Genomic DNA, 12,371 nt, shown 5'->3' with positions numbered 1-12,371 from the left:
CGTTGTCAAACCCCGCGTTCTTGGTGGACGAGAAGGCCGGTGGTATGGTATGCGCGTCCCGGTGCGCCGCCGGCCACGCCGGGGCCGATGGGATCACCCTCGATCGGGAGGTCGGGAACCCGTGAACACCGCTACGAAGTCTGTTGCTGCAACGGTCGTGGTGCTCGGGCTGGGGGCGTGCGCCGCCGCGCCGCCCAAGGAGCAGCCGCCGGCCTGGGAGGCCCGGGTCCGGGAGCTGGAGCAAGGAAGGGCCCGGCTGGAGCTGCGGCTCGACGAGATGAATCGGGTCCTCCTGGGGCTGCGGGAGCGGCTCGATGCCCAGGAGGCCCGGCTTGAGTCGTTGGAGCGGGTGGCCGAAAAGAAACCGGTCGCCGCGCCCGAGCCCCGGCTCAAGGTGGTGAAGCTCGAGCCGCCCCAGGCCGCGCCCGAGCCCCGCACCGACCTGTCCGCGCCGGCCGACCTGTACCGCCGGGCGTTCAACGCGTACCGCGAGGGACGCTACGGCGCGGCCATCCTGGACTTCGAGGAGTTCGTTCAGCGCTACCCGGACCACGAGTACGCGGACAACGCCCAGTACTGGATCGGCGAGTGTTACTACTCCCAGGGCCAGTACGAGCAGGCGATCGTGGAGTTCCAGAAGGTGGTGGACCGCTACGGCCACGAGCCCAAGGCGCCCGACGCCCTGCTGAAGATCGGGCTGGCCTACGACCGGCTGGGCGAGGCGGACAAGGCCCGGGTGTTCTGGACCCGGGTGGTGGAGCGGTACCCCCAGGCGGACGCGGCCCGCGAGGCGCGAAGGCGGCTTCAGGGCGAGGAGGACTGACCGTGAAGGCACGGATCGTTTGTGCGGCGGCGGTGTGGGTGTGCACAGCCCTGACCGTGGGCGCGGCCGAGCCCTCCTATCGGGTGGCGCCCGGGGACACCCTGTGGGACCTCTCGGGGCGGCAGTGGAACGATCCGTCCCTGTGGCCCGAGCTGTGGGCCATGAACCCCCACATCCGCAACCCCCATTGGATCTTCCCGGGCGAAGAGATCCGGTTCGACCGGTCCGCTGGCCGGCCGGCCCGGCCGGAGCCCCGAATCGTCCGGTTGCCGGTGGAACGGCTCACGCCCGCCCAAGGGGCTGGGACGATGGCCGAGGCCGCCGGGGCGCCGGCCCCGCAGCGGGGCACCCCGGCCGCGGGGGCGGAGGGAGCCGCCCGGCCCGTGTACCGGTTCGCCCGGGCCCGCACCCAGGACTTCATCTCGTCCCACCCCCTGCCCCGGCTGGGCACCGTGGACACCCGCTCCCAGCGGAAGGTGGTCTACGCCCCCGGTGAGGAGATCGAGATCGCCTGGGCCTCCGGGCGGGCACCCGCACCGGGCACCCGGCTCACCGCGTTCGACGACCGTCAGGAGGTGCTCCACCCCAGCAACGGCGAGCCGATGGGCCGATATGTCCGGATCCTGGCGCATCTGGAGGTGGTCTCGTCCGGCGGAGGCCGGGCCGTCGCCAGGATCGTGGAGGGGTACGACGCCGTGGAGAACGGGGCGGGGGTCATGGCCTACCGGCCGCCCGCGGTGGAGGTGGCGGCGGTGCCCACCACCCGGGGGTTGGAGGGGGTGGTCCTGCGGGGAGAGCCCGACCGCAGCGTGTACGGGGAGCAGGACCTGATCTTTCTGGACCGGGGGCGGATCCATGGGGTCGAGCGGGGTCTCGTGGTGGAGTTCCCGGCGAGCGAGGCCAGGCGGAGCGCCCAGGGGATGGTGGACCTGCGCAGCCCCCTGGCCCGGGCCGTGGTGATCGGGGTGGAGGACAAGACCTCGTCGGCCGTGGTGGTGGAGAGCCGTGTGGGCCTGGAGCCCGGGGATCGGTTCCTGGCTGCGGGCGTTTCTCCTTGACACCTTCTTGACGCCTTCCCTATAGTTCCCGTTTCCGAAAAATCCGGGGGACGCTCGAGTTGTGCGCTCGGGCCGGGGCTTCTGCGCATGTTCGATTCGCTGTCCGAAAAACTGAGCGGCGTGTTCCGTTCGTTGCGGGGCAAGGGTCGCCTGGGCGAGAAGGACATCCAGGCGGCGCTGAGAGAGGTACGCCTCGCGCTCCTGGAAGCCGACGTGCACTACCGGGTGGTGCGCCGGTTCGTGGAGGCGGTGCGGGAACGCGCCCAGGGCCAGGAGGTGATGCGGAGCCTCACCCCGGCCCAGACGGTGATCAAGATCGTCCACGACGAGCTCGTCCGGATGATGGGCGAGCACGTGGCCCCCTTGGACGTGGCCGGAAAGCCCCCGGTGCCGGTGATGCTGGTGGGGCTCCAGGGCTCGGGCAAGACGACCACGGCCGGCAAGCTGGCGCTCCACCTGAAGCGCCGGGCGGGCCGGGATCCCTATCTGGTGCCGGCCGACGTGTACCGGCCCGCGGCCATCGACCAGCTCCAGAAGGTGGCGTCGGACGTGGGCGTGGCCGTGTACCCCTCGCGCCCCGATCAGGATCCGGTGGAGATCTGTCGGGCCGCCCTGGAGGAGGCCCGCAAGGGCGGGTACGACACGGTCATCGTGGACACCGCGGGGCGGCTCCACGTGGACGAGGAGCTCATGGACGAGCTCCGCCGGCTCAAGGAGCTCCTGGATCCCCGGGAGATCCTGCTCGTGGCCGACGCCATGACCGGCCAGGACGCGGTGAACGTGGCCAAGGCGTTCGACGAGGCCGTGGGCATCACGGGGGTGGTCCTGACCAAGGCGGACGGCGACGCCCGCGGGGGAGCGGCCCTGTCGATCCAGGCCGTCACCCAGCGGCCCATCAAGCTGGTGGGCGTGGGCGAGAAGCTCGACGCCCTCGAGGTGTTCCACCCCGAGCGGATGGCGTCGCGCATCCTGGGCATGGGCGACGTGATGAGCCTCATCGAGAAGGCCGAGCAGGCCATCGACGAGGACTCGGCAAAGGAGCTGGAGGAGAAGCTCCGGTCCAACCGCTTCACCCTGGAGGACTTCCGGGACCAGCTGCGCATGCTGCGCAAGCTGGGCAGCCTGGAGGACCTGCTCAAGATGGTGCCCGGAATGGGGCAGGTGAAGAACCTGCGGGTGGACGAGCGGGAGCTCGTGCGGGTGATCGCGATCGTGGACAGCATGACCCCGGAGGAGCGTCGCCGGCCCGAGATCCTGAATGCGAGCCGCCGCCGCCGGATTGCCCGGGGCAGCGGCACCCGGGTCGAGGATGTGAACCGCCTGATCCGTCGCTACCAGGACGCCCGGAAGATGATGAAGCGGATGGGCGTGCTCGGGGTGGGCCGCAAGGGCGGGGGCAAGAAGAAAAAGAGGCGGGGCGGCTGGATGCCCCGCCTTCCGGTGTGAGAGCGTGACGGGGCCGGGCCCATGGGCCCGGCCGTGATCGAACCTCGTGAGGAGTGAAACCCATGGCTGTACGCATCCGACTGGCTCGCCACGGCGCCAAGAAGCGCCCCTTCTACCGGATCGTGGCGGCGCCTTCCGAGGCCCCCCGGGACGGGCGGTTCCTGGAGGTGCTGGGCACCTACAACCCCCTGACCGATCCCGCCACCATCGAGGTGAAGGAGGACCGGGTCCTGTACTGGCTGGAGAACGGGGCCAAGGCCTCCGACACCGTGGTGAGCCTGCTGCGCAAGACCGGCGTGTGGGCCAAGGCCCACGCCAAGCGGCCGGAGGCCTCGGGCTCGTAAGTTCCCGGTGCGGCTGCCGTGACCCGGGTCCGCCACGTCGCCGTCGGCCGGATCGGCCGGCCCCACGGGGTGCGGGGCGAGGTGCGGGTCGACCCCCGGGGAAACCTGCCCCGGGGCCTCCAGGGATACACCCGCTTCTACGTGGATCGGGGCCGGGGGCCGGAGCCGATCCGGGTGGAGCACCACCGGCTCCACGGCCGGTTCGTGCTCGTCAAGTTCGAGGGGTACGACACCCCCGAGGCCGCGCGGGAGTTGACCCACGCGGTGCTGTACGTGGACCGGGCCGAGCTGCCCCCCCTGGATGAGGGCGAGTACTACCATGCCGACCTGCCGGGCTGCGAGGTGGCGGACGAACAGGGCCGGATCCTGGGCACGGTGGTCGACGTGTTCGACTCGGGCGCCCACGACGTGCTGGTGATCCGGAGCGGGCAAGGGCGGGAATGGATGCTCCCGGTGGTCAGACAATGGGTCCTGGAGATCGCCCCCGAGGCGGGGCGGATCGTGGTGCGGGTGCCGGAGGGCCTCTGGGACTGACCGTCCACGTCGTCACCCTGTTTCCGGGGTTCTTCCGCGGCCCCCTGGATGAGGGGATCCTGGGACGGGCCGTGACAGAGGGCCGTGTCCGGGTGGACCTGGTGGATCTCAGGCCGTTCGGCGAGGGCCGCCACCGGGTCACCGACGACTACCCCTTCGGCGGCGGCGCGGGCATGGTCATGAAGCCCGGGCCGGTGGTGGACGCCATCGAGCATGTGCGCCGGGCCGACGCGGACACCCGGGTGGTCCTGCTCACGCCCCAGGGCCGGCCGTTCTGCCAGGAGGTGGCCCGGGAGTTCGCCGGCGCCGGCAGCCTGACCCTGGTCTGCGGCCGGTACGAGGGGTTCGACGAGCGGATCCGGGCCTTTTGCGACGACGAGGTGTCGGTGGGGGACTACGTGTTGATGGGGGGGGAGGCCGCGGCCTGGGTCGTGATCGAGGCCACGGCCCGGTTGATCCCCGGCGTGCTGGGGGATGCCGCCTCGCCCGAGGACGAGAGCCTGTCGGCCGGCCTGCTGGAGTATCCCCAGTACACCCGGCCCAGGGAGTTCCGGGGGCTGAGGGTGCCCGACGTGCTGCTTTCGGGCCACCACGGCGAGATCGCCGCGTGGCGGCGGCGGCAGGCGGTGATCCGCACGGCGCGGCGCCGGCCGGACCTCCTGGAGCGGGCCGACCTCTCGGGCGAGGAGCGGGAACTGGCCCGGAGGGTCCTGCGGGGAGAGACCGTTGACGAGGGCTAGCGCGGCCCTGGCCCTGGTGCACCACCCCGTGCTCGACCGCACCGGTGGGGTGGTGGCCACGGCCGTGACGCCGCTGGACGTGCACGACCTGGCCCGGCTGGCCGCCACCTACGGGCTGGCGGGGCTGTACGTGGTCACCCCCCTTCGGGCCCAGACCGAGCTGCTGGAGCGGTTGCTCCGCCACTGGGTGCAGGGGGCTGGGGGCCGGACCAACCCCTGGCGGCGCCGGGCCCTGGAAGGGGTCCGGCTGGTGAGCGGCCTGGGCGAGGCCGTGGCCGACCTGGCGGAGCGGTGGGGCGGCCGGCCCTGGGTGCTCGCCACCTCGGCCCGCCGGGAGGGGGGGCGGGTCGGGTTCGCGGCGGCCCGTCAGCGGTTGGCCGAGCCGGGTGCGGGGGGACTGGTGGTGTTCGGGACCGGATGGGGCCTGGCCCCCGAGGCGTACGAGGCGTGCGACGACGTGCTCGAGCCGGTGGACGCGGGCACGGGGTACAACCACCTTTCGGTGCGCTCCGCCGCCTCGATCGTGGTGGACCGGCTGTTCGGGATGCGCGAGGGATCGACGTAGGCTAGAGACTAGACACTAGAGACTAGAAACTAGAGAAATTCCGGGGATCTCGGGCCGTTGGGCGGGCGCTCCAGCAGGCCCCATGCCCCCGAGGCTTTGGTGTCGAGGCCCGGGAGCCGCCGGGCCGCCTAGCCGCCCGGCGGGCCGAAGACCCCAGACCGTTGACCGTAGACCGACGACCGAAGTTGCTGGGAGCGTTTCAACCTCCCAGCTTTCCAGCTTTCCAGCCTTCACGCGGGCCGGAGGCCCGAAGTAACAAGGAGTCAGCCATGAACGTGATCGACATGCTGGAACGCGAGCAGATGCGGATGGACGTCCCCTACCTGCGCCCCGGCGACAAGCTGCGTGTCCACTACCGGATCCGGGAGGGGCAGAAGGTGCGCACGCAGGTGTTCGAGGGGGTGCTGATCGCCAAGAAGGGCGGGGGGGTCCGCTCGACGATCACGGTGCGCAAGGTGAGCTTCGGGGTCGGCGTGGAGCGGACCTTCCCGGTCCACAGCCCCCTGATCGAGAAGATCGACGTGGTCTCCCGCAGCAAGGTGCGTCGGGCCAAGCTCTACTACCTGCGGGCCCTGCGGGGCAAGGCGGCGCGGCTCAAGGAACTGCGCACCCACTAGGGACGGGAGCCCCGGGTTGGGCCGGGTCCGCGAGCCCCTGGGAACACCCGACCGGGAGGCGTACGCCTCCGGGGCCCGGCGGGTGTGCGGCGTGGACGAGGTGGGCCGCGGCCCGCTCGCCGGGCCGGTGGTGGCCGCGGCCGTGGTGCTCCCCCCGGGGGTGCGGATCCCAGGCCTGGACGACTCCAAGAAGCTGCGGCCGGCGGCCCGGGCCGAGCTGGTGCCCAGGATCCGCGAGGCAGCCGTTGCCGTGGGAGTCGGCGAGGCCACGCCGGAGGAGATCGACCGGACGAACATCCTCCGGGCCTCGCTCCGGGCCATGTGCCGGGCCGTGGCGGACCTGGGGCTGGAACCCGACCTCCTCCTGGTGGACGGGGTCCACCCCCTGCCCCTCGATCTGCCCCAGCGAACCCTGGTGGGGGGCGACGGCCGCAGCCTCGCCATCGCGGCCGCCTCGGTGATCGCCAAGGAGCACCGGGACGCCCTCATGGCGGAGCTGGGCCGGCGGTACCCGGGATACGGGTTCGAGGACCACAAGGGCTACCCCACCGCGGCCCACCGCGAGGCCCTGGCCCGGCTGGGGCCCAGCCCGGCCCACCGGCTCACCTTCCGGGGGGTCCGGGAGCTCGCCGGGGCCCTGCCGGTCCAGCAGGGCCTGTTCGGGACGTCGTGAGCGCGCGGAGGACCCGCCGACTCGGCCAGGCCGGGGAGGATCTGGCGGTGGAGGTGCTTCGCCGCCGGGGGTACCGGATCCTCGAGCGCAACTACCGGTGCCCCCTGGGCGAGATCGACTGCGTGGCCCTGCACGGCCGGACCCTGGTGTTCCTCGAGGTGAAGACCCGGGCCGGCCAGGCCTACGGAGCCCCCCACGAGGCCGTGGACCGGCGCAAGCGCCGCAAGCTCACCCGCCTCGCCCAGTACTTCGCGAAGGAGCGGCGGCTCGAGGGGGCGCCGATGCGCTTCGACGTGGTGGCCGTGCGCTGGGACGGCCCGAGCCCCACGGTGGAGGTGTTCGAGAACGCCTTCGAGGCCGTGGAGGACGGGTGGTGACCCCGCGCCGGAGGGGCCCCGCCGGGAGCCCATCGCCGGTCCCCGCCTCCTGACATCCCCTGGAGAACCCCATGCAGAATCCGAGTGTGCGCATTCCGATCCCCATCGAAGAGGAGATGAAGCGCTCGTACCTCGATTACGCCATGAGCGTGATCGTGGGCCGGGCCCTGCCCGACGTGCGCGACGGGCTCAAGCCGGTTCACCGCCGGGTCCTGTTCGCCATGCACGACCTGGGGAACCGCTGGGACAAGCCGTTCAAGAAGTCGGCCCGGGTGGTGGGCGACGTGATCGGTAAGTACCACCCCCACGGCGACGCCGCGGTGTACGACACGCTGGTGCGCATGGCCCAGGACTTCAGCCTGCGCTACCCGCTGGTGGACGGGCAGGGCAACTTCGGCTCGATCGACGGCGACGCGCCGGCGGCCATGCGGTACACCGAGGTCCGACTCACCCGGCTGGCCGGGGAGATGCTGGCCGACATCGACATGGAGACGGTGGACTTCGGGCCCAACTACGACGGTTCTCTGGAGGAGCCCCTGGTCCTTCCGTCGCGCATCCCCAACTTGCTGGCCAACGGCAGCTCCGGCATCGCCGTGGGGATGAGCACCAACGTGCCCCCCCACAACCTGACCGAGCTGTGCAACGCCCTCGTGCTGCTGGCCCGGAACCCCGGGGCCACGATCGAGGAGCTGATGGGGGCCCTGCCCGGCCCGGACTTCCCCACCGGGGCGTTCATCTACGGTACGAAAGGGATCCATGAGGCCTATCGGACCGGCCGGGGCACGATCCGGCTCCGGGCCCGGGCCCTGATCGAGCGCCACCCCCGCACGGGTCGGGAGGCGATCGTGGTCACCGAGCTGCCTTACACGGTGAACAAGGCGAAGCTCATCGAGGAGATCGCCGGCCTGGTGCGCGACAAGAAGATCGACGGCATCTCGGACCTGCGGGACGAGTCGGACCGGGACGGGATCCGGGTCGTGGTGGAGCTGAAGCGGGGCGAGGACGCCCGGATCGTGCTGAACCGGCTGTACAAGATGACCCGCATGGAGATCCCCTTCGGGATCAACCTACTGGCCATCGTGGACCGCCAGCCCCGGGTGCTTACCATCAAGGAGGCCCTTCAGCACTACATCGACCACCGGCGGGAGGTGACGATCCGCCGGACCCATTTCCGGCTGCGCAAGGCCCGGGCCCGGGCCCACGTGCTCGAGGGGTTCAAGATCGCGCTCGACAACCTCGACGCCGTGATCGCCCTGATCCGGGGCAGCGCCTCGCCGGCCGAGGCCCGGGCCGGGCTGATGGAGCGGTTCGGCCTCAGCGAGGAGCAGGCCAAGGCGATCCTGGACCTGCGGCTGCACCGCCTGACCGGGCTGGAGCGCGACAAGATTTTGGAGGAGTACCGGGAGACCCTGCGCCTGATCGAGGAGCTGGAGGGGATCCTGGCCGACGACCGGAAGGTGCTCGAGATCCTGGTGGCCGAGTTCGAGGAGATCCGGGCCAAGTACGGGGACGAACGGCGCACCGAGATCGTGGCCCGGACCGAGGAGATCACCATCGAGGACCTGATCGCCGAGGAGGAGATGGTGGTCACCATCTCCCACGCCGGCTACATCAAGCGCAACCCGGTGTCGCTGTACCGGAGCCAGCGCCGGGGCGGCAAGGGCCGGATGGGCATGACGACCCGGGAGGAGGACTTCGTCGAGCACCTGTTCGTGGCCTCGACCCACTCCTACATCCTGTTCTTCAGCAACCGGGGCAAGGTGTACTGGCTCAAGGTCCACGAGATCCCCCAGGCGGGCGCTGCGGCCCGGGGCAAGGCCGTCGTGAACCTGCTGCCCATCGAGAAGGGCGAGACGATCTCGGCGTTCCTGCCGGTGCGGGAGTTCCAGGAGGGCTGGTACGTGCTCATGGTGACCCGACGGGGCCTGGTGAAGAAGACGGACCTCCGGGCGTTCTCCAAGCCGTGGAGGACCCGGGGGATCCAGGCGATCACCCTCGACGGGGGCGACGACCTCATCGCCACCCGGCTCACCGACGGCAACCAGGAGATCGTGCTGAGCACCCGGAACGGTCTGGCCATCCGGTTCTCGGAGGAGGAGATCCGGCCCACGGGCCGCACCAGCCGCGGGGTGAAGGGGATCGAGCTCGGCCCCGGCGACGAGCTGGTGGCGGTGGACGTGGTGCGGCCGGGCACCACCCTTCTCACCGTGACCGAGAAGGGGTTCGGCAAGCGCACCGCCTTGGAGGAGTACCGGCGCCAGAGCCGGGCCGGCAAGGGGATCATCACCATCAAGACCACCGAGCGCAACGGGCCGGTGGTGGGGGTCCTGGCCGTGGAGGACGGGGACCAGGTGTTCCTGATCGCGAGCTCCGGAAAGATCATCCGCACCGGGGTGGGCGGCATCCCGGTGATCGGCCGCAACACCCAGGGCGTGAAGCTGATCGACATGGAGCCCGGCGAGACCGTGGCGGCCGTGGCCCGGGTGGTCGAGCGGGAGGACGAGCCCGAGAACGGCGAGCCGAAGGACGAGCCGCAACCGTAGCGCGGGCCGGCAGAGCCCCCTCCCAACCCCACAACGGCAGGCCGCCCCTTCGGTGGCCTGCCGTTGCCCATTGATACCAAGTTGCCATCCATAGGATACCCAGCCGGGGGCGGGGCAAGGGACCTGCCTCCGGCCGGGCGCGAAGCCAGGCATTGAGATTCGCCGCGCAGGCATGGGGCGGGGGAGCTGGCTTCATGACAACCAGTTGGAATCCGAACCCTTTCGCAGTCCAGACGCCGGAGGCACTGCGCGGCGAGCGAAGGGGCCGCGCCCGGCTCTCCGACAGGACCCTTGCCCCTCTGGGCAGGGGGGCAATAGATTTGAACGCGACTTGGTATGACCGCGCCGTTCGGCGAGATCCTCGTTTCCCGGACGCGGGGCGGGTGGTCAGGTTCTTGCTTGCACTCCGTTTCCCCGGGCCGTGACGGTTGTCAGCTCCAGTAGACCGCGAGGCGGCCTGTTTGCGAGGAAGTGACTCGAACCGATCCCCGCACAGTTTCCGCGGTGGGGCATGGGTTTCAGGAACCGGAATTCAGCGGACAGGAGACAGGAAATCCCGAAAAGCAGTTTGGGTTCCCGGGGGGACTCTCTCGGGGCACCGAAGAGCCTTCTCCTTGTCCACCGACTTCTGAATTCTGGCCCCTGGAACCGATGCCCCCAGAGACCGTGAGGTGGCGCCAAAGAGGCGGGGTCATACTTGGAACACTCTGGAATCAAGTAGGTTTTCATGCGTCCTAGCGTCCTAGCCTCCCAGCGTCCTAGCGGACGTTACTTGGAAGGCCGGTGGTCGTTACCGTATGGGTTTCGTCGGCACGGTTCCGGAACCCGGACTCGAACGGGGGATGGGCTCAGAAAAAGAACTCGTCCCCCCTCAAGTGCGAGAACGGTCTATCCGATGGGTTTCTGTGTTTGGCGAGCCGAAAGTGGGGGAACCTTGACACAGTGAGACCCCTCCGATACGATCCGGCGGGACTTTTTCCGAGTTCCCTGCGGCCTGCCCAGGGCCGCGGAGGCCGCCGCCCGCCTTTGCCAGGAGCTCCGGATGGCACTGTGGAAACCCAAGAACCTGGTGGGCCTGGACATCGGAAGTCACTTCGTCAAGGCGGTGGAGCTCCGGCACCATAAGGGCGGATACGACCTGACCAACCTGGGCGTGGCCCAACTCCCTCCCGAAGCCATCGTCGACGGCGTGATCATGGACTCGGCCGTCGTGGTGGAATCGATCCGCAACCTGTTCTCCCATCTCAAAATCAAGAACAAGAACGTCGCCACTTCGGTCTCCGGCCACTCTCTGATCGTGAAAAAGATCCAACTTCCCCTCATGACGGAGGAGGAACTGGAGGATCAGATCCAGTGGGAGGCGGAACAGTACATTCCGTTCGAGATCGAAGAAGTGAACGTCGATTTTCAGATCCTCGGGCCGGCCCTTGAGGAGGAAGGCCAGATGGAGGTCCTCCTCGTGGCGGTGAAAAAGGACATCATCAACGACTACGCCGCGGTGATCACCGAGGCCGGGCTCACCCCCCAGGTGGTGGACGTGGATGCGTTCGCCCTCGAGAACATCTTCGAGGTGAGCTATCCCGAGCACCTGGACAAGACAGTGGTGCTCGTGGACGTGGGCGCGAGCATCATGAACATCAACGTGTTGCGCAACGGGGTGAGCACCTTCACCCGAGACATCACCATGGGCGGCGCCAACTTCACGGAGGAGATCCAGAAGGAGCTCGGGGTGAGCTATGAGGAGGCCGAGGTGCTGAAGCTCGGCGGCCACGTGGGAACCCTGGGGCCCCAGGACGCCCTGGAGGTGCTGCGGCTCACCACCGAGAATCTTGTGTTGGAGATCCAGCGGTCCCTGGATTTCTTCAGCGCCACCTCGGCCGAGGAAGAGATCGACGGGCTGTTCCTGTGCGGGGGGTCCTGCCGGGTCCCAGGCTTGGCCGCCGCCGTGGAGGAACGGGTGGGGGTGTCGGTGGAGATCCTGAACCCGTTTCGGGGGCTCCGCTGGTCCGAGAAGGGGTTCGACCCGGACTATCTCGAAGAGGTGGGGCCGGTGGCAGCCGTGGCCACGGGGCTCGCACTGCGGAGGATCGACGAGCGATGATCCGCATCAACCTGCTCCCGGTCCGCGCCGAACGGCGCAGGGAGGTGCTCCGGCGCCACGCCGTGATGGTGGCGGTTCTCGTGGTCGCGTTGGTGGGGGCCATCGTGACGGTCGACTCCATGATCCGGTCCGACATCGCCGAGGCCCGGCAGCGCATCGCCGCCCGGAAGGCCGAGATCACCCGGCTCCAGAAGGTGATCGGGGAGGTCAAGGAGTTTCGGAAGAAGAAGCGGGACCTGGAGGAGAAGCTGGAGGTCATCGCCCGCCTGGAAGAGCGCCAGCGGGGCCCCTCGCGGGTGCTCTATGAGATCGCCCGGTTGATCCCCCAGAAGATGTGGCTCGAGAGGCTCCGGGACAGCGGGGGGGCGATGACCCTCGAGGGGTACGCCATCGACAACCAGACCATCGCGCGGTTCATGACCGCCTTGGAACGCAGCCCGCTGTTCCGCGGGGTGCGGCTCGAGGTGACCCGTCAGGTGAACAAGGGAGGGGTGAATCTGAAGTCCTTCACGATCCAGACGACCATCGTGTACCCGAAGGCGGGGTGAGC

Annotated in this window: 13 protein-coding genes; all 13 read left to right on the top strand. The window is 69.8% G+C overall.

Annotation, left to right across the window (positions count from 1 at the left end; translation table 11 throughout):
* The first annotated feature begins 121 nt into the window (after nt 1-121).
* A complete protein-coding gene (ybgF, locus tag DEFCA_RS20755; RefSeq protein WP_169709567.1) occupies nt 122-823 on the top strand; it encodes a tol-pal system protein YbgF in 702 nt (233 codons plus the stop codon).
* A gap of 2 nt (nt 824-825) precedes the next feature.
* Nucleotides 826-1,881 carry a LysM peptidoglycan-binding domain-containing protein gene (locus DEFCA_RS19545; RefSeq protein WP_025323271.1) on the top strand — a complete coding sequence of 352 codons (1,056 nt, stop codon included), beginning with the start codon at nt 826-828 and terminating at the stop codon, nt 1,879-1,881.
* Nucleotides 1,882-1,968: 87 nt separating this feature from the next.
* Nucleotides 1,969-3,327: a signal recognition particle protein gene (gene ffh, locus DEFCA_RS0112040; protein ID WP_025323270.1), complete on the top strand. Its 1,359-nt coding sequence runs from the start codon at nt 1,969-1,971 to the stop codon at nt 3,325-3,327.
* 62 nt (nt 3,328-3,389) lie between these two features.
* Entirely contained in the window at nt 3,390-3,671 is a 282-nt protein-coding gene (gene rpsP, locus DEFCA_RS0112035) for a 30S ribosomal protein S16 (RefSeq protein ID WP_025323269.1), read from the top strand.
* An 18-nt stretch (nt 3,672-3,689) separates the two neighbouring features.
* Complete coding sequence (gene rimM / locus DEFCA_RS0112030) at nt 3,690-4,205, top strand: ribosome maturation factor RimM (protein ID WP_025323268.1); 516 nt, start codon at nt 3,690-3,692, stop codon at nt 4,203-4,205.
* The gene (trmD, locus tag DEFCA_RS0112025) at nt 4,202-4,945 is read left to right on the top strand and encodes a tRNA (guanosine(37)-N1)-methyltransferase TrmD (protein WP_025323267.1); all 744 of its coding nucleotides are present in this window, start codon (nt 4,202-4,204) and stop codon (nt 4,943-4,945) included. The genes rimM and trmD overlap by 4 nt, the downstream gene beginning before the upstream one ends.
* Nucleotides 4,932-5,510, top strand: coding sequence for an RNA methyltransferase (locus DEFCA_RS0112020; RefSeq protein WP_025323266.1), 579 nt, complete (start codon nt 4,932-4,934; stop codon nt 5,508-5,510). The genes trmD and DEFCA_RS0112020 overlap by 14 nt, the downstream gene beginning before the upstream one ends.
* A 269-nt stretch (nt 5,511-5,779) precedes the next feature.
* A complete protein-coding gene (gene rplS, locus DEFCA_RS0112015; RefSeq protein WP_025323265.1) occupies nt 5,780-6,127 on the top strand; it encodes a 50S ribosomal protein L19 in 348 nt (115 codons plus the stop codon).
* Nucleotides 6,128-6,143: 16 nt separating this feature from the next.
* The gene (locus DEFCA_RS0112010; protein WP_025323264.1) at nt 6,144-6,800 is read left to right on the top strand and encodes a ribonuclease HII; all 657 of its coding nucleotides are present in this window, start codon (nt 6,144-6,146) and stop codon (nt 6,798-6,800) included.
* Nucleotides 6,797-7,177, top strand: coding sequence for a YraN family protein (locus DEFCA_RS0112000; protein WP_025323263.1), 381 nt, complete (start codon nt 6,797-6,799; stop codon nt 7,175-7,177). Before DEFCA_RS0112010 ends, DEFCA_RS0112000 begins: the two co-directional genes overlap by 4 nt.
* 71 nt (nt 7,178-7,248) lie before the next feature.
* Nucleotides 7,249-9,720: a DNA gyrase subunit A gene (gene gyrA / locus DEFCA_RS0111995; protein ID WP_025323262.1), complete on the top strand. Its 2,472-nt coding sequence runs from the start codon at nt 7,249-7,251 to the stop codon at nt 9,718-9,720.
* 1,042 nt (nt 9,721-10,762) lie between these two features.
* Nucleotides 10,763-11,821 carry a type IV pilus assembly protein PilM gene (gene pilM / locus DEFCA_RS0111990; RefSeq protein ID WP_169709566.1) on the top strand — a complete coding sequence of 353 codons (1,059 nt, stop codon included), beginning with the start codon at nt 10,763-10,765 and terminating at the stop codon, nt 11,819-11,821.
* On the top strand, nt 11,818-12,369 hold the full coding sequence (locus DEFCA_RS0111985; RefSeq protein ID WP_025323260.1) for a PilN domain-containing protein: 552 nt from the start codon (nt 11,818-11,820) through the stop codon (nt 12,367-12,369). Before pilM ends, DEFCA_RS0111985 begins: the two co-directional genes overlap by 4 nt.
* The last annotated feature ends 2 nt before the right edge of the window (nt 12,370-12,371 follow it).

The sequence above is a fragment of the Deferrisoma camini S3R1 genome, from assembly GCF_000526155.1.
Lineage (GTDB): Bacteria > Desulfobacterota > Deferrisomatia > Deferrisomatales > Deferrisomataceae > Deferrisoma > Deferrisoma camini.
Note: the sequence above shows the minus strand (reverse complement) of the source record. Positions and strands in the feature narration are given on the sequence as shown.